Below are 21,318 nucleotides of genomic sequence, written 5' to 3'. Positions count from 1 at the left end.
GATAAAAAATGAAACAAGTTGTTAATTATTTATTCGATCCGCAAAACATTGCGGATTTATACCTCGATTTTAAATTGAGTTATGAAGCAAGAACAGGTAACGAGTATAACGCTGAAACAATCGGGAAAATCTGTTTAAGTTACTTGCGAGATGAACCTAAAGCCTATTTGCGTTTCGGCGTTTATTATGGTGCAGTATTGAAAGCCTTAGATAATCTAGGGCTTATGCCAGTAAGTGTTACTAATGATGAGCCGCCTATTTTGATCGATGCTTACACCATACCGGAAACAGATGATATTTCCAGTGAGATTTTAACCATTATTGCAGCGTTTGAATTTAAGAAATATTACAACGCTAATTTGTTTCAAGGCAGTGATACATTCTATCCATTTGAGGATGACACGCCTTATCGCTTACACGATATTAATATGGAAATGTATGCCATAAGTTAAAATCTTTAGGAAAAATAAAATTTAAAACTCCCTTATCTATTTAACAATAGCGTTATTTGATAGGGGATTTTTTATGGGCGTATTTGACGACATTTCAGGCAGTATTTCAGAGGGATTTAATAAAGCTAGCTCGGCTATAGACAGTTTAGGCAGCAGTCTTAATCTTGGGCTAGGTTCTGTTTTAAGTCTAGGTTCGGACTGGCAAGGATTAAACAATAATCTAATCGCACGCTTTTTTGTTGTAAAAAAAACTGAATTAGGTTGGATAGAAGATCCACTCGAATTATCTGTGCGTGCGCCTATTTTAGAGGGTGCGGAAGTTGAATATGTGCTTAATTGGCAAAGCCCTTTTGAAGAAACCGGCGTAGATAAAAAAGTTCCTGCAATTGCTAATTTAATTCAATCCGGTGCGCTTGGCGATACCATTAATCAAGCCTTGGGTATGCTGAGTGAAACCGTTCAAGAAAGCGTTGTTACAGCAAAAATTCAAAAAGTCTTTTCCGACAATGTAGGAAAAACTGGAGTGACAAAACTTAATTCAATCCAGATTTTCGCTGGGATGCCACCAATTAAAATCAATATGAAATTGCTGTTTAGAGCAAGAAGCAATGAACAAATAGAAGTGATGAAGCCTATCCACCAATTATTAAGCTGGGCAGTTCCTCAAGAATTATCAGGGAGCAGTGCGCTTGTAAATATGGCCAAAAACATATCAAGTGATAAAGGACTGGTGCAAGGCACCGTCGATACAATCCTTCCTTCAAAAGCCCCTAAGGTAATTGGGATGGAATATAAAGGAAGAGTTTATAAACCAATGGTGATCGAGTCTATTTCCGATCCGATTACTTCTCCTACGACTTCTTCCGGTGGTTATGCTTCCGCTGAAGTCAATCTATCAATTGCTTCTCTTACTGCTTGGGATAAAACCGATATTGATCGAATTTACGGAAGTGGAATTTTAGGTATTGCAGGAATCATAGGGTAAGGAGAAAAAATGCTTTATTTTCAAAACGTTAGAACATCAAGATTTTCTTTCACATTACAGGAATTAACAATAGCAGACACTCGCAATTTATTAAATATTCCACCACACTTATTTGAAAAAACAAGAGGTGAATTTTTAAAAAGAGCAATTAAAGAGATTCATTGGAATGAAAATTATAGCCTTAAAGTAGATTTAGGTGATTTAACCGTTCAAGAGCGTATTTTTATTGAAAGTATTTATATTGGGCAATCTTCTAATACACCGGATTTCTTAGTAGGTGAAAAATTAAAATTATCTGATTATTTAAATTATGAAAAGCAGTATCAACCTGAATTTAATCGTTTATTTCTTGGTGAGGCTGGAGGCGATAAATGGTTTATTAAGCCCCTGACCGGCAGAGATATTGAGATTATTGAAGCGTTGATTTTCTCAAAAGCGGATAAGCCTACTCGCCTTGACTGGTTTATCTATGCAATGTCGGCGTGTTTATTACTGGAAAATGAAGAAGAGGTATCTGATACCAGTGAAATTGAACGTCGTATTGAACATAAATACTCCACATTTAATAACTATCCAGAAAGTGAGTTTTTAGTGTTATTTTCGCTATTTACTCAAGCAATAGATAATAAAAACAATCACTTATTCAATATTAATTTTGATGAAGAAGGAATTATTTGCTTGTCGCTCCCACGGGAGGGGGCGACTACAGCAGGTCGATTTTGCTCTCTTTCCGCAATCAATGAAGTTACGAAAAGACTGGTTGGAAAATTTAAAAACGATCACTAATCAACTTGTTGTACATTTTCATCATTCTCTTTGTGAGGCAAATCAATCCTGTGTAAGCGAAGTGGTGGATTTAATTGATTCAGAAACATTTAAAGAACACTGGAAAGCTGAACAACGAAAATGGAATGCTTTATTTAAAACGATAGCCAACAGTAGGAGATAAAGAAAGTGTTAAATGTCAATGTTGACTGGCTTTTGATCGCATTTTCTACCCTATTCGCTATGTTTGGCGGACTTGTAAAACATTTAACCGATGTACAAGAAAAGAAAGAAAAAGTGACGTGTGACGGTGTAGTGATTCAGATGATTATTGGCGGTTTTACTGGGGCGTTGGCCACGTTATACGGAATAGAAAAGGGCTTAAGTATTTATGTTATTTTCTGTTTTTCTGGATTATCCGGTTTTTGCGGTGTAGGGGCATTAAGAATTGCAGTTAAAGCCATTAGTAAGTTTTATACGAATAATAAATAAATTAAAGGAGACAATTTTATGAAATTAAGCAATAAAGGCTTCGCCTTGTTAAAACGGTTGGAAGGTAAGCGTTTAAAGGCTTACGCAGATAGTGCAGGTAATTTAACTATTGGCTATGGGCATATTGGAATGGTTGATAGTAAGCCTATCACTAAAGATCTTTCTATTAGTGAGGAAAAAGCTGAACAGCTTTTAGCTGAGGATTGTTCGCACTTTGCGGAAAAAATATCACCACTGATTAAGGTAAAACTTGAACAACATCAATTTGATGCGCTTCTTATTTTTGCTTTTAATATTGGGGTTAGAGCATTTAAAAACAGCAGCGCATTAAGCTATTTAAATAGTGGAAAAGGGATGTTGGATGTTGCGGCCAGAATGGCACTTTACAACAAAATAACCATTAGAGGCAGAAAAGTCATATTACCCGGTTTAGTTAAACGCAGAACGGCTGAAATTAAGTTACTTCTTGAAGAGGTGTACGATGATTAAAAAAATATCAATGTTTATTTTCTGGATTTTAAAGAAAGCCACGAAAACAACGACTGTAAGCAATTTTCTTTTTTATATGTTGATCATTGGCATTGCAATCACGACATTTCAATCAGTCTTTCAAGCTGAACGGATAAAAATGCTACAGCAAACTAATGAACATATGAATGATATCGCTGAAAAGCGACTTGCTTTAATTAATCAGTTAGATACAAAAATAGATTCACTAAAAAAAACAATTAACGAACAGAACGAGATCTCAAGAAAACAACTTGATTTTGAACGAGAATTAAGGGAAAAGCAAAATGCACAAATTTCAACAATTCAGACGTTATTACAAGGGAATCAGTGTGCTGACAGTGATTTTCCTTATCCTTTGCTCAACCAGTTGCACTACACAGACGAAAAAAAAGAGTGAAGATTTAACAAAATACGAAAAGACGACTGTTTATATTGAACCGCCGGCAGCACTACTTTCTCGTTGTGAAAAGCCAATTATTGGCGGTCAAAAATGGCGAGATTTAGCTGAATATGCAGTTAAATTACAAAATGCCTTAATAGGATGTGATAAAAAAATAGAACTGATAAACGAGTTTATTAAGCGAAAAAACGCACAAGGAACAACACAGGAAAAATAGAAAATCGCCGTTTTTTGTCACCTTGATAATTGTTTTTGATGATTTTTATCAAAAATAAAAGGAGACAAAAATGGCTGTAAATACAGGTGCTTTTTTACATAACACCTATAATATTGCTCAGTCTATCGGGACTGACGCAACAAACTCAGATGCTACCCTAGTAATTATCGGGCGAGAAAATCTTCACGTTAAGATTAAATCGTTTCCTGATCCTACCAGTTTGCCGGCTGAACCGATTGTTATTCCTCTTCCATTAGGGAATGAAACAAATAAACCGGGTCAGGCGAAAACCTCGTTTAGTGGTAGTGCGTCTTTTGTGGAAACAGAAGATCGAGTTATCGAACGTACTTTTACTGAAATTAAATTCGAAACAGGTGGCTACTTCGATGCTTGGTTATATCACGGCACACCGGATAAATTTGTGAATCGTAAAAAATTGCGTAACTGCTTTTTTGCGATGGGTGCGCCGGTGCAACGTGACTTCCAGTCAAACACTGAAATTCTATTGCTTGAAGGCGATATTACAGGTAACTATTTCGGTGAAATTGAAGAAGGTAACGTTAAAACATTAATGGGTGGATTTTAATAAATGACTTTACAAGAACACGCTAAATTTTACTTCGATAATATCAGACCGACCGGCACAGTAATAGACTTTCAGACGGTACTAAGTCAGGCTATTCGTGCGGCGAAATATTATGAAGGGTTTGGCGTGTTTCAATTAAAAGCAGAAAGGGAATCTACCATTGATGAAAACCTTGAATTATTAAACAGTGAATGGGCGATGATCGCACCGTTATTTGAGCTTTACACAGAAAGAGAAAACGCCTTGATTCTTGAGGCAACACGATCATTAGGGATTGAAACCTATGGTCGTTCCGTTTCTGAAATTTCAAGTGAAATAACACAAAAAGAGCAAGAAATTCAATTGCTTGCGTTCCAGTATGATATTGTAACGATATGATTATTACGCTAGAAAACGGCACACCGTTAAAAGGTGATTTAACGCCGACCATTATTAAACGCACTGATCTTGTCGCTATTCCTAGCACTGTAGAGGTGATGTTTAGAGCAGATGATCAGATTCTCCCCTACATTACAGAAGGGAAAATCATTTCTGTTGGTGAGACAACAGCGAAATATAAAATTATTTCCTGTAAAACAATCAATGAGAATTTATCTGTAAGGGGCGATCCTAGTTTTATTTTCGTTCACGTTATCGGATTACTGGAGTCTTGCTATGAGATTGCTTTTACAAAAGAGCGTGCGGTCACCGAAGAATCTACCTCACTTGCTTCAGCCTATCGTGCGTGTGGTGCAAAAATAAAGGTAGGTAAAGACATCAAAATTAATAAATTCACTTGTTTAATTGGTCAAGTTCCTTCTTTTTCAATTCAGAAAGCATTGCAATTAGCCGCCGCTACTATTGTTTGGGATGGCAAAGATACCGTTAATTTTTATCGATTGCGTGATTTGTTTAAACAAAAGCCTAAAAAGGTATTTGAAAATGATTACACTCAAGATTATCAAAGCTCGTTTCTTGAAAGACATCAAGCCCCTCGCCATTACTCTAATCTTGCTGACGGCACTATTTCCATTGCGAACAATAAAAAAGGCGGTCGAATATCCTCTTTTGAAGTGAATATTGACAAGCAAGAGTTGAATAATTTGGGAACGTATTTATTACAAAAAAAAGTGCTTACTTTAGGATTATCCGCCGATCTTAACGCTGGCGATTTAATTAGAATTAAAACAAAAGATTACGTTATTATTACCGCAACGCATATCTTTTCTAATCCGGACGTTGGCGCAGGTGGGCAATCCAGTAGGTTATGGTTAGGAGAATTATCTGTATGAAATTAATTCCGGCAGAAGTGGTAAGCTGGGACGGAAAGGATTTAAAAATAAAAATTCCCGGTTATACCGATGGTGGAAGTAAACCAATTAAGGCGGCAGGTATTGTTTATCCGTTCGGTGATCGTCCTGATTATACTGGCTACCGTATTTTACCTGGTGACGCTATCTGGATATTGTTTAATGGCGATGACTTTGATAGCCCTATTGCATTAGGTTTCCGTGATAAAAACACTGGCAGAGATAAAAAGACTCGGGCATTTACTCACGAGAATTTTAAAGTGGAGGCTGACAATACGATCAATCTTAAAACTAGCTCAACGACAATTAAATCGCCTACACAAACATTAATCGGCGATGTAACAATTAAAGGTTCTTTAACTGTAACTGGGGATATTAAAGCCTCAGGCACAATTCACGGTTCATCAGTCACGGACGATGACGGAGATGGAGGAGCATAAAATATGGAAAAGGCATTAGTTTTTGATTTTCAAAAATTAGGTGAAAAAAGCGAAAAAGCAACAAAAGAAATCACTAAAATATTAAAGCGTGGTGGCGCAATGATTGTTTCAGTAGAAGCCTCGCCTGTTAAGCGCGCAAGTGGCATTTCTTATAAAGAATTAAACCTTGTAGCTAACGATTCACAAACTGTGACTTTATTAATTAAGCAAACAGGTGATATTTTTAAAGTTAAAGTGAATAAAAGCGAACTTCCTATTAAGAATCAGGATGATATAAAAAAAGCAGTTGGGGAAATTCTGAAAAAGTTAGACAGTGTACGAGTGGCGTTCCAACGTAAACTAGCAAGAAAGAAAGCTGAACTTCCAAAAATGAGATCAACCGTTGTGACTAAAGAAAAAGCCTTAACACAGCGTGAAGCTGAACTTGATCAGGAAATTAATAAGGCACAACAGCACCTTAAAGCCTTGAAAGCCGCTTAACTTATCATTTGCCGGTAAATAGTAAAAAGTTTACCGGCTTTTCACTTTCATTATTACCGATATTCTTCAATATTAAAATCTCGTTTTCTTTCATTATTTTCAAATCCTGCACGCTGTTTTAAATACTGTAACTGTGCTTCTGTAGGAAGTGTTAAGACTTGTTCTTTCAAGGGTTCATCAAATGTGCTTAATCCAGCCGCTGCCATAATTACTAAATATTCATTACGGCGACCGTAAACTCGCTGAGAAATTAAAGTTATATCGTGTATCTCATCAGGCTTAGTTTGATAACGAATGGCAGACTCCCACGCTTTAACGCTGGTAGAAAAGTCACTTACTAGCTGCACTAATCTTGTACAAGCAATGCTATTTTTTTCAATCATTTTAACCTCTTAATTACTAAAATATTTTTGATTATGCTTAACAATCGAGCAAAAAACAGACAAGAAAATTTAAAGATTATTATAGTTACTAAATTTGGCTACTCTCCTCTTCTTTTCTAGGAAAAATAAAAACGTTCTTGTTTTTTATCTCTTCATAATCATAGCCGTTATGACTACCGGCGAGGTTATAAATGGATGAAGTCACGATTACATCACAAGAAATAGAAAAAATGCTCAGACACTGGCTAAATACACCAGTGAACACTTATCTTGGATCAAGTTATGGTTTTGATAAAAATACACTTCTATTTACACCGTTATCGATGAATAAAGCAGATGAAATGATAGCAAAGTTAAAACACGATATACCGCTTTTCTCAGGTGTAAATGTGAATATGTTTAGCGTTCCGATACCTCCCGATAAATTACAGATTTTTATTCAAGTCGGCGATGTCACTGTGGAGGTTAATTAATGTTGACAAAATCAGACTTTTTACGAGTTATTGAAGCCACTTCAATGAAATATCCGCTTATGGCGGCACTTTTCCACGCCGGCGATCCTCGCTATTTTCAAATTCAAGAATCAATGGCGGAAATGCTTTCAATGTTCAGTCAACAATTAGAGGTTTCTAGTCAAGAACCGTTTGTTAAATCACGTGAAGCGACAGTCTTAGCAGACGCCGCAGCAAAAGGCTTATTATTTACCGCCTCTTCTGCGGAAATGGTTTTAAAGGTTACTAATGACAGTGAAGATACAATTTATCTTGGTGTTGGTCGGGTCTTATTAGATAGCAACGGACGTTATTACAAGGTGATTAAGCCTTTGACGATCAAAGGAAAGCAAGAAGGCGAACTAGCGGTTATACAAGAAACAACAGATACACAGACCGTTTATATTGATAATCCAGAGCCATTTATGTCGATTGAAGTGGAACAGCCTAAAGACGGTAGTTATATCACGGGAATAACAGTATCAATTGATGATGAGGTTTATTTGCCTAGTTATCGATATAACGGCGTACAAGCAGGAGAAAAGGTCTTCCACGTTGAAAGTGATGAATTTAAACGGTTATTTATTAAATTTGGAATGAGGGGCGTTATTGGTGTTGAACCTCCGCTAAACTCAACCGTTAAAATTGTAAAAAATATGTCGTTTGGCAATGTTTTACCAGAAACAGAAAGCCCTTTTACGCTCGAATATATTCAAAAAGACAATGAAAACAACTTAAAGTTTGAGATGAAATCATTGACTAAATCAGGCGTTAATCCTGTAAGTTTAGCAACATTAAAAGAACTATGTAAATTCCCTTCTGTTTATGACGATAACGCTGTTTATTTGGGCGAATTTAACCGCTTAGTAAAAGCACATTTTGGTGATTTGCCATTTTTAAATGTGTGGAATGAGCAAAAAGAGGAACTCGCAAGAGGTGCTAACATTGATAATGTTAACACGTTATTTTATTCATTTAAAAAAGCAACAAATGATTTGCGTAGCGATGAAGCTATAAAAAACGAGATCGAACATATCATTAAACAGGCAGATGATAGCTACAAGATCAAGTTTATTGCACCTGTTATTAAGAAAATTCCTGTTACAGTAAAAGCAACTATTTCAAGGCTTTATGACGAAGACACGGTCAGACAGCAAGTGTATGACGTTTTAATTTCTACTTTTGGGGAAAGTAGTATAGGGAAAGTTGGGCGTGCGCATTTAAGAAATAAAGTCATAGCAGATTTACTGTTAAAAAATATTAATGCGATAGCCGATCAACGGTCAGATTTAGATGTTACTTTTACTTTGCCTGACGCCAACAAGCCCGAAGTTTTCTGTTTTATGGACAACGGCTCAATTAATGTAACGGTAGAAACATCAGAGTACGCAAGTGACGTATGGGGGGGGGGCTAGGTAATGGATAATAAGCCTTTTAAAACAGGGTCACCTTTATTCCACCAGAAAGAAATTGGCGATATTGAAAAAGAAGTTAAAAACATTTTCCTTGAAGTGTTTAAAGAAACGCTAGGAAGTAGGGTTGATGGATTACTTCAATACGGTATGCCTTACGTTTCGCAAGATATTGATGTGCTTTACCCTTTTTTCTCAATGAGTGGATTAAATACCATTAAAAATTTACAGGAAGTAAAGCCGTTAGCGTATTTGATGAAGGCTTGGACAATCCGCAATCCTAAGCGTGGTTTTCATTTTTTAAACACTTACCTGCAGATGCTTTACCCTAATTCATTCCGCATTGCTCAAATGTATCAGGAAACGGCTAAAAACTACCCTATCGCATTATCTAATAAAGAGGAAATGGAAATAAAAGGGACACCGCACTGGCTTACCAGTAGGGTAAAAATTTCCGTTACAGACTGGGAAGAAACAGGGGATTTATTTTATCGATACGCACCGATTTTACAGACACTGATTAGCGCAAGATTTGTATTAATGCTAGAGGTTTTACGTGAGTTTTCTGGAGCAGTTGGACTAGGTCTAGCTACTGCAGGCACAGTTTACTATTCAGTTGATTTCACTGGCACAATTAAGTAATGGAGACAAAATAATGGAAAAAATGAAGACTGGTATTATTAAATTTAATATTAAAGATATTGGGCGAAAACATACTGGTAAACCACGCAATTTTGATGTAGGCAGAATTGTAAAAGCAATTAATGATCCGGCTTTTCAAGAGCAAGTTAGACTTGGCGAAGTTACAGGATTTTACAGCCATTTACCACGTATTAAATACGGATTGGGCGTTAAAGATGCGGTCTATGACGGAGATAAATTAATTGCGCTCGATCCTTGCTTTAAAACGACCTATATAAAAGCGTTAGACGATGGAACAATCGAACACGAAGCAGAGTTTTACGACAATGAATATGGTCGAAAAGCTTTCTATTTATTGCAACAGAACACTGGCGGTTTTTCTTCCGCTATTGCACAGAAAAATAACGGCGATTATATCTTTTACGGCTTTGATTATGTTCGTTCACCAAATTTTGCTAAAAACAGACCTTATTCACCTATTTTTGATGATATTTCAACGCAAGAATATGATGAAAACGCCATTTTGTGGATGGATGATATTTCTACCGAAGAATTGATGAATGAGGAGCGGTTGTTTTTGCTTGATCATATACAACATATTGAAAGTATTAATGAAGATTTGAAAAAACAATATCAACTTTTATTGGATGCTTCTGAAAATCTTACTAATCAAAATCAGGCTTTATTGGATGAAACAGTCTCTTTGAAGCTGGAATTGGAAAACAAATACAAAAATAACCGTTTTAGCACTGAAAGGCTGGACGAAGTAAAAAAACAAGCCGCTATTTTCGATAACGCAGATATTGTACTTGAAAATGACGGAAATGCCACTAAGGAAATTGATGCTGAAAAAACGAAAAGCGTAGGCAGTTTATTAAAGCGTTTTTTCTAATGAGGAGGTAAAAAATGACGCCAGCAATTAAAGAAGGTGCAGTTATCTTTTTTAAGAAATTTCTTGATGAGGTTATGCCAACAAATCAATGTATTAAAGCGTTTAATGAACGACCTATTAGCAGTAAATTTAAACTTGTTACAGGGCGACTGGTTGATCAGGCTGAGGCTATGCTGAATAAGTGGCGAACTAATCCAGATCAAGATAAAAATCATCACAAATTGCCTGTTTTTATTATGGGTTTTGGTAAAGAATATAGTTCTAGCGGATTAGAAAAAGGGAAGACTATTTCTCAACATAATTACGTCGTGAGCGATAATCAAGGCAATTATTTTAATCTCAGATTGGATAAACACGATCAACGTGTTCAGATTGCGTTGTTTTCTCAAGATGAAGAAACCGCTTTTAGTTTTGCTAGTCAATTTAAATTATATTGCGCTCGTTATGATGTGCGACATCAATATGCCGTAACCGATTATAACGGTATTAATTACGCCTTTCCTATGTCAATTGAGGATAATAATATTTTCGCACCAACACAGACGATTGATGGGCAGGATAATTTAACCATTCTGACATTCGATATTACATTTAATTGTCACACGCCGTATTTTCTAGGTCAAATTAATGAGAAGAATCAACAAGTTGCGCCTTATTTGCCGGTTGTAACAAAAATTATTTTAAAAGACGAGGCGAATGAACGCCACGATATTTATAAGTCAGTAATTAGCGAAAATGGTATTGAAAATTTATTAATTTCTGAGGACGAAAATGCTTTTATTGTTGCAAGCTAATATCGGCGGTTTTCAAGGCAGACCGTCTACACTAATTGGAGCGTTAGACACGGATAATGGCGCAATTTATCTAAAAAAAGCAGATAAAGCGGTTATTGAACGAATTAAAGATGCGTCGATCATTACAAATATCCCAATGAATGAATATGAATATTTTTTTGATGAAACAATATTTAAGGACGCTATAAAATCATTTAATGTTTTTAATGCGAAAAATGCTATTTTTTATTCCGGTGGAATGGAGAGGGTTAGACCGTCTATTCAATTAGATAAAATAACAGAAAATGGCGTAACTTATAGCCTTTATCCAGATATTCCAAATGAACAAATATGTACTATCGCAATTTGTTACTTAGCTGAAAAACTTCTGACTTATCAAAATGTTATTAATTTTCAAGAAGACTTACTCTCGATTTAATCAGACAGGAAAAATAAAAATTTAGTCCTTTTATCACGCCATAATATAACCGAAAAATTCAGTAATTAAGGTTATTTTATGGCGAATCAAGTATTAAATCTTATTTTCACAAACGTGGGTAGACAATTAATGGTAGACCGAAAAGGTCAAACCGTTATTCTAAATATTACGCATATTTCTCTAGGTGATAGCTCGTACACTGTAACAGGTGCGGAAACTAAGTTAAAAACTGAAAAATATCGCACTACTCTCGTTCACAGTGGAAATCCCAATCCTTATTCAATTCAATTCAGAACAACTTTTAAAGCTAATCAAGGCACTCCGTTCTGGGCTAAAGAAGTTGGATTATGGGAAGATAACACCCTGGTTGCTATTGGAAGTGGCACTATTGAGCCTTTCTATATTTCCGACAAAATCGATACTACTGTGAGCTTTACTTTTACTGTTGATACGATTGATACAGACAGTGTTAATGTTGTATTTGACGAGAAAAAAGACCTACTTTCACTTATTGTTTCTCAACACGAACAAGCAGCCGATCCACATCCTCAATACGTTAAGAAAACAACACAAATTACCGTTGGTGATGGGCTTACTGGTGGAGGTTCATTAAATTCCGATGTTGCTATCGGTTTAGCTGATACCGGCGTCGATGCCGGAACGTATCAAAGCGTAACTGTTAATAATAAAGGGATTATCACTGGTGGTGGAACTGTTGAAACTGGATTGGTGACTGCTCCATTAAGTTCTTTTACGTCAAATTCAAATTCTTATAATACAAATACTTACATTAATGTTGTTGAAACAACTGGAAAGAAAAAAACTTCTAATGGTACGAGTGTTCGCTTGCAAGGCACTGGAGCGACAAACGTTTCCAGTTCCAATGGCGTCATTTCTATCGACAGCCCTGTTTCAGACTTTAATTTTAAATACAATTTAAATCAAGGTTCGTCAGGCGATTGGACAACGGCGGAGTTTATAGCTTGGTTAAAGACGAATGGGGCATTTAGCCGTCCTGGTCACTGGGTGTTAAAACAATCTTTTGTATGGAATTATTCAAAAATAATTAAAGATACCGGCTGTGGGGACATTAAGCTAGCAGGAAACGTCATAGAGGTAATTTCTGAAAATGTAGATAATTATATGATTAGGGTTACCACACTCCCTGCTGTAGATAATGACGGTGGAACAATAAAAGCGCAGTTTATTTATTTCCATTATCAAGCAACAGGTGGTTCACCGGGCTGGGTTAAATTTTTAACCAATCTTGATAAAAGTAATTCCGTTACCTCTACTAGTTCTGATACTGTTGCTACTAGTTACGCCGTCAAAACTGCCTATGACAAAGCAGTAGACGGCGTGAATAAAGCCGATGCGGCACAAACGGCGGCGAATAAGGCACAAACGACCGCCAATGCCGCTATTCCAATCAGTAAAAAATCCGATTCCGTCACTTCAGCCAGCAGTGATACCGTGGCGACCAGTAAAGCCGTCAAAACCGCTTATGATAAAGCGGTAGATGCATTAAATGTTGCCAACACAAAATTAGGCGCTACTGCGACGGCGGTTGCTGCTAACAAATTAGCAACTGCGCGTACAATTTCGTTGACAGGAGCGGTGTCGGGGTCAGGATCTTTTGACGGCTCTGGTAATTTATCTATTAATACAGCAGATAATCTGACAGTCGGGCTTGTTACTAGCACATCATCAACTGGTATATCTAATACTACAACATCAAACGGTAATACTTACCTTAACGTTGTCGAAACAAGAGGCGGTGCGGCTAATGCCGTAGGCTCTTCTACACGTGTAACCGGTACTGGCTTAGTTGATGTTTACAGCGATAGTTCCGGGGTTTTAACGGTTAGAGGCAACAAAGATAACGGAAAATTAAACACATCAGGGAATCAAAGCCTAGCAGGTAAATTAACTGTTGATGATATTTTACTAGCCTCTAATGGCAACCGCTCACTATCTCAAGTAATTAATGCGTTTAACTGTTTATTTACAGGCAACCGTGACGGATTAAAAAATATAGTCAATAGCTGGGGGCAATCCGGCACTACTCCACTAGGTGTAAGTTACGATTTTTCAAATGCTAATGCGTGGTGGATTAATTTTGGCCCGCTTTATGGTGGTCTAATTATCCAAGGGGGACACTTTGATTGTAATGCCTATTATGCGGATATTACATTGCCGGTTAAGTTCAAAACAGAATGCTTGTCCGCGCTTGCTTATGATGTGCTATATAAAGAATCAACAAGAGCTGTAGATTCATTTTTATTTATGTGGAATTATGGGAAAAAAGACTCGACATCATTGATACGCTTTTTAAATACTGGTAAACCATACGCTGGTGCTGTTAAATATTTTACCTTTGGCGTGTAGCCAAGGGGGAAATGTTACCTCGTTTGCACTTAGCAATAACGCAGAGATTAGTATCAGATACCCAATAAACTTTAGCAAAAATAGTTTAACACCAATCTTATCATCTACAGCTGGTGTTGTTAGCGGCGGTAGCGCTGACTCTGATAACGGAGCATTTATCCGTTATACTGATAAAACTATATTTATAATCAACTCGCCGTGGATGAATATGACCTCAATATATTACGGACCCTTAAGGTGGATTGCTTTTGGTATTTAAGCAATACAAATGGCTATCCACTCCATCGAGTCTTGGTATGACAGCAATCTGTTAATTAAAAAGTGTATTGCAGTTTTGTTATCTGCTCCACCTACATGCCAAGTAGAAAATGTTTGGATTGCTGACTCTGTATTTCCTTCAGCTTGTGCATTTATGGCAAAAAGAGTTTTTTTGACAATGATTGGAATTTTAACAATAGTCCCATATGTATTAGGTGCTATGTAAAAAAATCCCCCTTGGCGATAGGATAGAGCTATATACCGATACTTATCCACCTAAATATCAAGTTATAGTCATAAGTTATTCCAGACGACACAATTAATTCAAATGATGTAGTAGATAAATTTTCTGTGTCTTTGGAAAGATGTTTGTTAGACATTCCAAGATTCATCTCACCGCCACTGTAAAAATTCACAGATTTATAAGCAACAGGTAGCTGTATTAACCGTTTTGCAAAATATCCGCTAATCATAGCTATAGTTCCGTATCCCCCTTGGCTAGGAATAAGCAATAATAATCCACTGTTGAGTATCTCTGGTAATAAAAGTTGTTAAAAACTCTATTTCAGTTTTGTTATCCGCCCCTCCTTGATGCCATCCATAAAAAATATCTGGAGCTTTACTTGCTACTCCTTCAATTTGTGCATTTGTCGCAAACAGCACTTTATTAACATAAATGGGTAATTTAACAGTAATTTTTGTTGCGTTGAAGATGTCAACAAATCCCCCTTGGCTATACTCCGAAATCAATCCACTTACATACACCAATTTTGGCGCTAGATCTAACCCACACATATAATGACGATTGGCTAGGACTAATGGTTAGAGAAAAAGAGATTGGCTTGCTTGGTCCTATATCTACAACATCACAATAGATAGTTTTGGCGCTGATAGGCTTAGAGATTAAAAAATCAATATTATCATTGTTACATTGTCCCCCTTGGACAACAATAACCGTTATAAATATAAGCCTTAAAAACAATATTTAAATCTTAAAAGTAGGCCTTGTAATACACAAATAACAAACACGCATAAATTTATATATATCAATAACTTATGCGTGTTTGTGCGTTGCTGAAAAACAAACTAATAACTACATTATTTCAGTAAATTAATCGTTTTTCTTAATTGTATCAATGACTTATGTGTATAAACCGCATCACCAACGTTGTTTGAGGCGTGGCCCAGTATTTTATCTCTTGCTATCTTGTTAGCCCCTGCGCCGTCTAGTAATGTAGCTACGGTATGCCGGCAATCGTGGCTAGAGTGTTTCGCTTTAATTGACTTCATTACTTTGTCAAAGATAGTGATAGCTTTTGAGTAAGTAAGCGGATTTAAATTTTCATCCGAAAATAGATACTTACCTTTTTCTTTCATTTTCTTTTGCACGATAGGCAAAATTCTATCGTGTATTGGTACTAATCTGATACCCGATTTTGTTTTAGCGGTTTTGATGTCAAAGTATTTTTGTTTTAAGTTAACGTTCACTTTTTTCATCTGTAGTAACTCACCGATACGCATTCCGCTATAGAGTAAAATTAGTGTTAAATCAGTATCTTCCGTTGAGTTCCAGACTTTATTAATCTGTTGTCTAGTAAAGGGTTTATGCGGTTTTACAGGTATATTTTTCCCCATTTTCAGATATTGTCCGTAAGATTTATCCGTCCACTCATTAATGATGGCGTGGGCAAATAATTGATTGATTAGCGTTCTGACTTTTTTCATACTAGCGTAAGATAAGCCCTTTTCTTTCATCTTATCGATAACGGCTTGTAAGTGGCGGTATTTTATTGATGTGATAGGCATAGCAAGCACTGATTCTAAATGATTGTAGCTATTCTTGTAGCTTTCCGCCGTTGATTTACTGACTTGTTTACAGTGTACCGGGTACCACAATCGAAATACTTTAGCTAGCGTGATTGACGGCTCAGGTATATCTTGTTGATTAAATGCCGCCAACGCATTTAGCGCATCTTCTTTTGTCGCAAAATAGCCAATATTCTGATAAATTTGCCGTTTATTTTCATTATATCCTATTGTTTTTCTTGCGATAAATGGCTTTCTCCGCTTTCCGCTTAACTTAAAAACGCTACCGTAACCGTTAGGTAATCTCATTTTAAACTCCTTTCTTAACATTGGAAAAATAAAAAATTATTGCCGTATGGCAACCTTAAAATTTATTCATCTCACATAAAAAAGAGGCAAAAAATGGAAAAACCGATTGAATATTTAATTATTGTAAATCCTAAGACTAGAAAGCGTGAAACGTCTTTCCCTTTGATTTATCCGTATAAAACGATTGAAGAATTAAAGGAAAAGGCTAGCACTGAATACCCTAGTTATATCTATATCCACGATACAGACGGTAAAATTCAGGCTGTTTTTACCAATCAGAACACTTACTGGTACAACGGTAAAGTAGAAACACAACCTAGTGAAATCCACAAATGGAACGGCACAGAATGGGTGATTGATGAAGAAAAACGCTTAGCATTAATCAAGCGGCAACAAGATCAGGTATGGGAACAGATTAAGCAGGAACGCACAAGGCGAATTAGCGGTGGTGTTTACGTTGAGGAATTGGGTAAATGGTTTCATACCGATGATAACTCGAAATTACAATACTCAACCTTAAAAAATCAAACCACGTTACCGACTGATTTAGAATGGAAAACAATGGATAATACCTTTGTGAAATTAAATAAAGATTCCATTGAAATTATCATTAATGAAATTATCAAGAAAGAACAACACGACTTTCAAAATGCTGAAATTCACCGTTTTGCGGTTTACAACACAGATAAACCGCTTGAGTATGACTATTTTACTGGTTGGAGTGATATTTATGAAGAATAACATATACTTAGCTTTATATAAAGGCAATAGAGAGGGAAAAGGTTTTGAGGTTTTAAAGGCTAAAATTGGAGATTATCTCACTAGAAAGCTAACTAGAGGAAAATATTCACATTGTGAAATTGCGGTTAAAGTTAAAGTAGACTCACCCTATTACTGTTGCTATAGCTCTTCAATCCGTGATAAAGGCGTGCGCTGTAAAATGATTGCGCTTGATGATAAATGGGACTTGATACCATTAAATATCACTGAAAATGAAGTAAGAATTTTCTTCGACAAGGTGAAAGGGAAAAAATACGATTTTATAGGCGCATTAGGCGTGGTTTTTAAAACAAAAGACCGTTCAGACCGGTATTTTTGTTCAGAATTTGCAGCAGAATTACTCGGATTAAAAGAGGCGTGGCGGTTTTCCCCTAATGATTTAGCTGCAATTTTTGGCAAAAACGCTTGACATCCTCCCCGCCCTAAAGGACGGGGATTCCTACTAGTGCCCATTGCAAGCAATGGGCTACTCTCGGTGGGTTCTTGCTGCTGACCTCTAACGAGGTTCACTTCACAAGCGCTACGGCGATGTCCTCGCCTGCTTTTCATTATGCCTGAACGATTGCTCGCCCACGCGCTAAAACATTCATCGCACCAACCACGTCCGCATTTTCTGTGTAGCCACACTCTACGCATTCAAAATGTGCTTGCGTTTGGCGATTTTCTTTTGAGATATGACCACAACAAGGGCAAGTTCGGCTGCTGTTTTGCGGTGGAACGGCAACCAAAAATCCGCCTTGCCATTGGGTTTTGTAGTCCAACTGACGGCGAAATTCAAACCACGATTGGTCGAGAATGGCTCGATTTAATCCTGATTTTGCGGCTACATTCTTGCCGTGTTGCTCTGCTGTGCCTTTGGCGGATTTCGACATATTTGCCACTTGCAAATCTTCAATGTAAATCATTGCGTGGTTTTTGCTGATTTGGGTTGAGATTTTATGCAAAAAATCTTTGCGGCAATTAGCGATTTTATGATGTAAATTGGCGATTTTTGCCTTTAATTTCTGCCAATTTTGGCTAAATTTGACCTTGCTTTTAAGCCGTTTTTGCAGTTTTGCCAATTTGCCTTTATAGGTTTTAAACGCATTCAACGGTGTAAAAAATTCACCGTTTGAAAGTGTAGCAAAACGAGCCACACCCATATCAATACCAATTTCACCGCCGTTGTGTATTGAAATTTGATATTCAAATTCAGTCTGAATACTGACAAAAAAGCGACCACACTTTTGACTTACCGTCACATTTTTAATTTCTCCAACGACCTCACGACTGTTACGGTAACGAACCCAGCCAATTTTTGGCAGATACAAACGGTTATTTTGTTGTTCCAGTTTGCAACCTTGCGGAAAGCGAAAGCGCTCTTTTAAACCTTTTTTCTTAAATTTTGGGAAGTCTGCTCGCTGTTGAAAGAAGTTTTTAAACGCTTTTTCAAGGTCTTTTAACGACTGTTGCAGCACTTGCGAATGACATTCTTTGAGCCAAATTAGCTCTTTCTTCCATTGCGGAAGTAAGTTGGCAATTTTGCTGTAGCTGAATTTTTGATTATTATCTTGTTGATATTGCTCATTTTGCCACGCCAATGCCCGATTAAACACAAAACGACAACAGCCACAAAATTGCTTGATTTTGCGACTTTGTTCGCCGTTGGGCATTATCTCGAACTTAAAAGCTTTGCGGAGTAACATACAAAAATAGGAGTGTAAAAATGGTGCTATTTTATATTGTTATTGATTTTTCGCCAACATCGACAACAACAAACGCCAGATTCGCTTGTGCCTTATATCTCCGCCCTGAAGGGCAGAGTTTTACGGCACTGTTTGATAAATTAAATAAATTTTTTACTGTTGTTGCGTTCATAATATTCTCCTTTGTGGTTATCTTGTCTTGATGTAGTTATATCATAATGCACATTATAATAATGCAAGCACTTTTTTAATTTTTTTATCTTTTTTTCAACGCAAACTACAATTTCAGGAAAAATAGAAATTCTTAACTTTTTTTCTCTTTAAAAATATATACGTACGCAAAGGCGGTCGCTTTTGCGACACGTCGAAACAGTTTTTATTTAAATAAAAAGGAGACAAAAAGTTATGTCCAATAAATCTCTTGAGGCTTTTTTAAAAGATATTGATGGAGAGAATAAACCTCAGGTTTATCTAGACGCAGAAGATGCTATTGATGCTGTTTATAACAGCAATAAGACTAACAAAGACGATCGTTACTCAGTAAAACAAGCTATTCTTGATGGTATTGAAGACTATAAACGAATGCACGGCGTTGAGCCTTCGGTCGAAGTTGTTACTTCTGCGGTCAGACAAGGTAAGTTCTATCTTGATGATATTCTTTCCGGCGAGCCTTCTGCTAATTCACAAGCAAGTAATAGCCGTGCTTTAGTTCCTCGTGATGCGATTATTTCCATTCGTGCGGCGATTATGTCCTCTATTCCTTTTGCTCATTACTTACCGGCTGATACTCGTGGCGAAGCTAAATTTATCCTTGTTACTCACAGCTCCGGCAATAAATGCGGTATGTATAAGGCGGACACTTTACTAGACGGTTTAGCTGGTGGTGATGTATTCATCCGCTCAGATCGCACTCACAAAATGGAAAGTTCAGATCAGGCGACCTATACCGGTAAAATTACGCCGATTATGACTTCTCTTGATACCTGCGATCAATCAGCTCAACCGCATCCGCTCTATTCTGCACGTTCTGAATTGATCGTTAATGGTATTGTTGTTGCAACATCTCAAATGTCGACTTCAGAAAAAGATAATTTTTCTGGCGCTTTCTCATTGCACGATAAAGAAATCAACATCACTAGCGCAACTATTAATATTAAAACCGGTGAAGCTACAGTAACTTTCAACCCTGCATTGGAAGCGAATGATGAAGTAAAAGTGCGTGGCTACTTGAATGTTGAGGCTAATTCCGCCAATTACTCTTCTCCGGAAATTAAAACCGATACATTTACACGTTCTTTGTGGGCAACTCCGTATCGTGCGAAAGTGGTCGTAACTCCTGAGGCTTTAAGTCAATTCCAAAATGAAATCGGGGTTGATCCGAAATTCGAAGGGATTATGGTTGCACGTTCTTTATTGAGTCAAGAAAACCTCTATAAAGCGTTATCAGACGGTTGTGAAATCGGTAAACATAATGGTTTAAGTGCGACTTTTGACTACAACTGGAGCGAAGCCGGTAAAAATAAAAGCACAGCTGAAATCACTGCTGAATTATTAGCAATGATCGGCAAAATTTCTCAAGATATGGCGAACACCAACGGTTCTCACGGCGTAAGTCATATTTATGTTGATGAAAAAGTGCGTGCAATTTTACTTGCGCTTGATCCGAAATACTTCGTGCCGTCTGGCATTGAAGATCGTGCCGGTGCATATCGCTTAGGTCGCCTAGCCGGTAAATATGAAGTTTACTACACACCAAAAGGATTGCGCACTGGAACTAATATGTTGTTAATCGGGGCTAATGCGTCCAACAGTGCATTTAATCCAGTCATTATCGGTGATGCCACACCGCCTCAAATCCAGCCTGCTAATCCGACCGTAGATAGTCCTAACTCTGGCTCTTGGTTACTTGGAAAAGCGTTCTTGTCACAAAACCCTTACAGCGATTATGCAAAATCATACGCTTCAATCACAGTAACTAACACCGCTTTAGGTTAATTAAAAGGAGATACGCTTATGTTGATTATTGGAATCAATTCACAAGACGATGTGATCAACGAAGCGTTACAGAAACACGGGGAGTTTAACTTCCCTGTTTCTTTACGCTTACGAAATTTATCACCGATTCAAATCGTTTCCACAATGAGTCATCCGCCCATTTTTTTACAGCCGAAAGGTAAAGTCGGCGATGAATCAGAAGTTATTTTTGATAAAGCCTTTTTATTGCGCAATTTCATTACTGATATGCAATACATTGCAAAAGCGCACGGTTTTAAAGAAGTGATAGAAATCAACGGTTTAGAAGAACAACCGGCAGCTGAAACAGCTGAAAAGGAACAACCGGCAGCTGAAACAGCTGAAAAGGAACAACCGGCAGCTGAAGAAGCAGAAGAAGCTAATGCTGTAAAAAAGACACGCAATTCTAAAAAAAATAATGGATAACGGAG

General features: G+C 37.0%; 28 protein-coding genes. 23 read left to right on the top strand and 5 right to left on the bottom strand.

Annotated elements, in window-relative coordinates:
- Positions 1-8: 8 nt before the first annotated feature.
- From ACXPAV_RS02790 to ACXPAV_RS02735, 12 genes are all read left to right on the top strand, one after another.
- Positions 9-452 carry a hypothetical protein gene (locus tag ACXPAV_RS02790; protein WP_039095725.1) on the top strand — a complete coding sequence of 148 codons (444 nt, stop codon included), beginning with the start codon at positions 9-11 and terminating at the stop codon, positions 450-452.
- A 73-nt stretch (positions 453-525) separates the two neighbouring features.
- A complete protein-coding gene (locus tag ACXPAV_RS02785; protein WP_458003964.1) occupies positions 526-1,437 on the top strand; it encodes a hypothetical protein in 912 nt (303 codons plus the stop codon).
- A gap of 9 nt (positions 1,438-1,446) precedes the next feature.
- Positions 1,447-2,223: a hypothetical protein gene (locus tag ACXPAV_RS02780; RefSeq protein ID WP_458003963.1), complete on the top strand. Its 777-nt coding sequence runs from the start codon at positions 1,447-1,449 to the stop codon at positions 2,221-2,223.
- The gene (locus tag ACXPAV_RS02775; protein ID WP_155275200.1) at positions 2,177-2,386 is read left to right on the top strand and encodes a hypothetical protein; all 210 of its coding nucleotides are present in this window, start codon (positions 2,177-2,179) and stop codon (positions 2,384-2,386) included. The genes ACXPAV_RS02780 and ACXPAV_RS02775 overlap by 47 nt, the downstream gene beginning before the upstream one ends.
- Positions 2,387-2,391: 5 nt before the next feature.
- On the top strand, positions 2,392-2,694 hold the full coding sequence (locus ACXPAV_RS02770; RefSeq protein WP_458003962.1) for a phage holin family protein: 303 nt from the start codon (positions 2,392-2,394) through the stop codon (positions 2,692-2,694).
- A gap of 18 nt (positions 2,695-2,712) precedes the next feature.
- On the top strand, positions 2,713-3,183 hold the full coding sequence (locus tag ACXPAV_RS02765) for a lysozyme (RefSeq protein ID WP_458003961.1): 471 nt from the start codon (positions 2,713-2,715) through the stop codon (positions 3,181-3,183).
- Positions 3,184-3,488: 305 nt separating this feature from the next.
- Positions 3,489-3,821, top strand: coding sequence for an Rz1-like lysis system protein LysC (gene lysC, locus ACXPAV_RS02760; protein WP_458003960.1), 333 nt, complete (start codon positions 3,489-3,491; stop codon positions 3,819-3,821).
- A 70-nt stretch (positions 3,822-3,891) separates the two neighbouring features.
- The gene (locus ACXPAV_RS02755) at positions 3,892-4,407 is read left to right on the top strand and encodes a hypothetical protein (RefSeq protein ID WP_458003959.1); all 516 of its coding nucleotides are present in this window, start codon (positions 3,892-3,894) and stop codon (positions 4,405-4,407) included.
- 3 nt (positions 4,408-4,410) lie between these two features.
- Complete coding sequence (locus ACXPAV_RS02750; RefSeq protein WP_458003958.1) at positions 4,411-4,785, top strand: hypothetical protein; 375 nt, start codon at positions 4,411-4,413, stop codon at positions 4,783-4,785.
- Positions 4,782-5,678, top strand: coding sequence for a hypothetical protein (locus tag ACXPAV_RS02745; RefSeq protein WP_458003957.1), 897 nt, complete (start codon positions 4,782-4,784; stop codon positions 5,676-5,678). The genes ACXPAV_RS02750 and ACXPAV_RS02745 overlap by 4 nt, the downstream gene beginning before the upstream one ends.
- A complete protein-coding gene (locus tag ACXPAV_RS02740) occupies positions 5,675-6,136 on the top strand; it encodes a hypothetical protein (protein WP_458003956.1) in 462 nt (153 codons plus the stop codon). The genes ACXPAV_RS02745 and ACXPAV_RS02740 overlap by 4 nt, the downstream gene beginning before the upstream one ends.
- A gap of 3 nt (positions 6,137-6,139) precedes the next feature.
- Positions 6,140-6,616, top strand: a complete 477-nt coding sequence (locus ACXPAV_RS02735) for a defense against restriction DarA-related protein (RefSeq protein WP_458003955.1) — start codon at positions 6,140-6,142, stop codon at positions 6,614-6,616.
- Between the two features lie 53 nt (positions 6,617-6,669).
- Here the strand turns inward: ACXPAV_RS02735 and ACXPAV_RS02730 are convergent, their stop codons facing one another.
- Positions 6,670-6,999 (bottom strand): hypothetical protein, encoded by a 330-nt coding sequence (locus ACXPAV_RS02730; protein ID WP_458003954.1) that lies wholly within the window; start codon positions 6,997-6,999, stop codon positions 6,670-6,672.
- Between the two features lie 191 nt (positions 7,000-7,190).
- Here ACXPAV_RS02730 and ACXPAV_RS02725 point away from each other — a divergent pair, with 191 nt between their 5' ends.
- The 7 genes from ACXPAV_RS02725 (at position 7,191) to ACXPAV_RS02695 (ending at position 14,036) form a co-directional block, all read left to right on the top strand.
- Entirely contained in the window at positions 7,191-7,472 is a 282-nt protein-coding gene (locus tag ACXPAV_RS02725; protein WP_458003953.1) for a hypothetical protein, read from the top strand.
- The gene (locus tag ACXPAV_RS02720; protein WP_458003952.1) at positions 7,472-8,905 is read left to right on the top strand and encodes a hypothetical protein; all 1,434 of its coding nucleotides are present in this window, start codon (positions 7,472-7,474) and stop codon (positions 8,903-8,905) included. The genes ACXPAV_RS02725 and ACXPAV_RS02720 overlap by 1 nt, the downstream gene beginning before the upstream one ends.
- Positions 8,906-8,908: 3 nt before the next feature.
- Positions 8,909-9,544 (top strand): hypothetical protein, encoded by a 636-nt coding sequence (locus ACXPAV_RS02715; protein WP_458003951.1) that lies wholly within the window; start codon positions 8,909-8,911, stop codon positions 9,542-9,544.
- A gap of 13 nt (positions 9,545-9,557) precedes the next feature.
- On the top strand, positions 9,558-10,436 hold the full coding sequence (locus ACXPAV_RS02710; RefSeq protein WP_458003950.1) for a hypothetical protein: 879 nt from the start codon (positions 9,558-9,560) through the stop codon (positions 10,434-10,436).
- 14 nt (positions 10,437-10,450) lie between these two features.
- Entirely contained in the window at positions 10,451-11,230 is a 780-nt protein-coding gene (locus tag ACXPAV_RS02705; protein ID WP_039095696.1) for a hypothetical protein, read from the top strand.
- On the top strand, positions 11,208-11,648 hold the full coding sequence (locus tag ACXPAV_RS02700) for a hypothetical protein (RefSeq protein ID WP_039095694.1): 441 nt from the start codon (positions 11,208-11,210) through the stop codon (positions 11,646-11,648). The genes ACXPAV_RS02705 and ACXPAV_RS02700 overlap by 23 nt, the downstream gene beginning before the upstream one ends.
- A 78-nt stretch (positions 11,649-11,726) precedes the next feature.
- Positions 11,727-14,036, top strand: a complete 2,310-nt coding sequence (locus ACXPAV_RS02695; protein WP_458003949.1) for a phage tail-collar fiber domain-containing protein — start codon at positions 11,727-11,729, stop codon at positions 14,034-14,036.
- A gap of 756 nt (positions 14,037-14,792) precedes the next feature.
- Here ACXPAV_RS02695 and ACXPAV_RS02690 read toward each other — a convergent pair.
- Together ACXPAV_RS02690 and ACXPAV_RS02685 are read right to left on the bottom strand one after the other, a co-directional pair.
- Positions 14,793-15,089 (bottom strand): hypothetical protein, encoded by a 297-nt coding sequence (locus ACXPAV_RS02690; protein ID WP_458003948.1) that lies wholly within the window; start codon positions 15,087-15,089, stop codon positions 14,793-14,795.
- 303 nt (positions 15,090-15,392) lie between these two features.
- On the bottom strand, positions 15,393-16,409 hold the full coding sequence (locus tag ACXPAV_RS02685; RefSeq protein WP_458003947.1) for a tyrosine-type recombinase/integrase: 1,017 nt from the start codon (positions 16,407-16,409) through the stop codon (positions 15,393-15,395).
- A gap of 93 nt (positions 16,410-16,502) precedes the next feature.
- Between ACXPAV_RS02685 and ACXPAV_RS02680 the strand changes: the two genes are divergently transcribed.
- Both ACXPAV_RS02680 and ACXPAV_RS02675 read left to right on the top strand, forming a co-directional pair.
- Positions 16,503-17,150 carry a DUF4376 domain-containing protein gene (locus tag ACXPAV_RS02680; RefSeq protein ID WP_458003946.1) on the top strand — a complete coding sequence of 216 codons (648 nt, stop codon included), beginning with the start codon at positions 16,503-16,505 and terminating at the stop codon, positions 17,148-17,150.
- Positions 17,110-17,598, top strand: a complete 489-nt coding sequence (locus tag ACXPAV_RS02675) for a hypothetical protein (protein ID WP_458003945.1) — start codon at positions 17,110-17,112, stop codon at positions 17,596-17,598. Before ACXPAV_RS02680 ends, ACXPAV_RS02675 begins: the two co-directional genes overlap by 41 nt.
- A gap of 139 nt (positions 17,599-17,737) precedes the next feature.
- On the opposite strand, the gene ACXPAV_RS02670 is transcribed toward ACXPAV_RS02675, so the two are convergent.
- Positions 17,738-18,874: an RNA-guided endonuclease InsQ/TnpB family protein gene (locus ACXPAV_RS02670; RefSeq protein WP_458003944.1), complete on the bottom strand. Its 1,137-nt coding sequence runs from the start codon at positions 18,872-18,874 to the stop codon at positions 17,738-17,740.
- 31 nt (positions 18,875-18,905) lie between these two features.
- Positions 18,906-19,046 (bottom strand): hypothetical protein, encoded by a 141-nt coding sequence (locus ACXPAV_RS02665; RefSeq protein WP_458003943.1) that lies wholly within the window; start codon positions 19,044-19,046, stop codon positions 18,906-18,908.
- Between the two features lie 233 nt (positions 19,047-19,279).
- Here ACXPAV_RS02665 and ACXPAV_RS02660 point away from each other — a divergent pair, with 233 nt between their 5' ends.
- Together ACXPAV_RS02660 and ACXPAV_RS02655 are read left to right on the top strand one after the other, a co-directional pair.
- The gene (locus tag ACXPAV_RS02660) at positions 19,280-20,869 is read left to right on the top strand and encodes a hypothetical protein (protein WP_039095675.1); all 1,590 of its coding nucleotides are present in this window, start codon (positions 19,280-19,282) and stop codon (positions 20,867-20,869) included.
- 18 nt (positions 20,870-20,887) lie between these two features.
- Positions 20,888-21,313 (top strand): hypothetical protein, encoded by a 426-nt coding sequence (locus ACXPAV_RS02655; protein ID WP_458003942.1) that lies wholly within the window; start codon positions 20,888-20,890, stop codon positions 21,311-21,313.
- The last annotated feature ends 5 nt before the right edge of the window (positions 21,314-21,318 follow it).

The organism is Gallibacterium sp. ZY190522 (genome assembly GCF_054166015.1).
Note: the sequence above shows the minus strand (reverse complement) of the source record. Positions and strands in the feature narration are given on the sequence as shown.

Excerpts from the sequence above, each read along its gene's own strand:
- ACXPAV_RS02700 (WP_039095694.1), top strand. The coding sequence starts at position 11,208 with ATGCTTTTATTGTTGCAAGCTAATATCGGCGGTTTTCAAGGCAGACCG.
- ACXPAV_RS02715 (WP_458003951.1), top strand. The coding sequence starts at position 8,909 with ATGGATAATAAGCCTTTTAAAACAGGGTCACCTTTATTCCACCAGAAA.
- ACXPAV_RS02655 (WP_458003942.1), top strand. The coding sequence starts at position 20,888 with ATGTTGATTATTGGAATCAATTCACAAGACGATGTGATCAACGAAGCG.
- ACXPAV_RS02675 (WP_458003945.1), top strand. The coding sequence starts at position 17,110 with ATGACTATTTTACTGGTTGGAGTGATATTTATGAAGAATAACATATAC.
- ACXPAV_RS02740 (WP_458003956.1), top strand. The coding sequence starts at position 5,675 with ATGAAATTAATTCCGGCAGAAGTGGTAAGCTGGGACGGAAAGGATTTA.
- ACXPAV_RS02720 (WP_458003952.1), top strand. The coding sequence starts at position 7,472 with ATGTTGACAAAATCAGACTTTTTACGAGTTATTGAAGCCACTTCAATG.
- ACXPAV_RS02755 (WP_458003959.1), top strand. The coding sequence starts at position 3,892 with ATGGCTGTAAATACAGGTGCTTTTTTACATAACACCTATAATATTGCT.
- ACXPAV_RS02705 (WP_039095696.1), top strand. The coding sequence starts at position 10,451 with ATGACGCCAGCAATTAAAGAAGGTGCAGTTATCTTTTTTAAGAAATTT.
- ACXPAV_RS02710 (WP_458003950.1), top strand. The coding sequence starts at position 9,558 with ATGGAAAAAATGAAGACTGGTATTATTAAATTTAATATTAAAGATATT.
- ACXPAV_RS02695 (WP_458003949.1), top strand. The coding sequence starts at position 11,727 with ATGGCGAATCAAGTATTAAATCTTATTTTCACAAACGTGGGTAGACAA.
- ACXPAV_RS02750 (WP_458003958.1), top strand. The coding sequence starts at position 4,411 with ATGACTTTACAAGAACACGCTAAATTTTACTTCGATAATATCAGACCG.
- ACXPAV_RS02780 (WP_458003963.1), top strand. The coding sequence starts at position 1,447 with ATGCTTTATTTTCAAAACGTTAGAACATCAAGATTTTCTTTCACATTA.
- ACXPAV_RS02690 (WP_458003948.1), bottom strand. The coding sequence starts at position 15,089 with ATGTGTGGGTTAGATCTAGCGCCAAAATTGGTGTATGTAAGTGGATTG.
- ACXPAV_RS02775 (WP_155275200.1), top strand. The coding sequence starts at position 2,177 with ATGAAGTTACGAAAAGACTGGTTGGAAAATTTAAAAACGATCACTAAT.
- ACXPAV_RS02665 (WP_458003943.1), bottom strand. The coding sequence starts at position 19,046 with ATGAACGCAACAACAGTAAAAAATTTATTTAATTTATCAAACAGTGCC.
- ACXPAV_RS02735 (WP_458003955.1), top strand. The coding sequence starts at position 6,140 with ATGGAAAAGGCATTAGTTTTTGATTTTCAAAAATTAGGTGAAAAAAGC.
- ACXPAV_RS02680 (WP_458003946.1), top strand. The coding sequence starts at position 16,503 with ATGGAAAAACCGATTGAATATTTAATTATTGTAAATCCTAAGACTAGA.
- ACXPAV_RS02785 (WP_458003964.1), top strand. The coding sequence starts at position 526 with ATGGGCGTATTTGACGACATTTCAGGCAGTATTTCAGAGGGATTTAAT.
- ACXPAV_RS02765 (WP_458003961.1), top strand. The coding sequence starts at position 2,713 with ATGAAATTAAGCAATAAAGGCTTCGCCTTGTTAAAACGGTTGGAAGGT.
- ACXPAV_RS02790 (WP_039095725.1), top strand. The coding sequence starts at position 9 with ATGAAACAAGTTGTTAATTATTTATTCGATCCGCAAAACATTGCGGAT.
- ACXPAV_RS02685 (WP_458003947.1), bottom strand. The coding sequence starts at position 16,409 with ATGAGATTACCTAACGGTTACGGTAGCGTTTTTAAGTTAAGCGGAAAG.
- ACXPAV_RS02670 (WP_458003944.1), bottom strand. The coding sequence starts at position 18,874 with ATGTTACTCCGCAAAGCTTTTAAGTTCGAGATAATGCCCAACGGCGAA.
- lysC (WP_458003960.1), top strand. The coding sequence starts at position 3,489 with ATGCACAAATTTCAACAATTCAGACGTTATTACAAGGGAATCAGTGTG.
- ACXPAV_RS02730 (WP_458003954.1), bottom strand. The coding sequence starts at position 6,999 with ATGATTGAAAAAAATAGCATTGCTTGTACAAGATTAGTGCAGCTAGTA.
- ACXPAV_RS02745 (WP_458003957.1), top strand. The coding sequence starts at position 4,782 with ATGATTATTACGCTAGAAAACGGCACACCGTTAAAAGGTGATTTAACG.
- ACXPAV_RS02725 (WP_458003953.1), top strand. The coding sequence starts at position 7,191 with ATGGATGAAGTCACGATTACATCACAAGAAATAGAAAAAATGCTCAGA.
- ACXPAV_RS02660 (WP_039095675.1), top strand. The coding sequence starts at position 19,280 with ATGTCCAATAAATCTCTTGAGGCTTTTTTAAAAGATATTGATGGAGAG.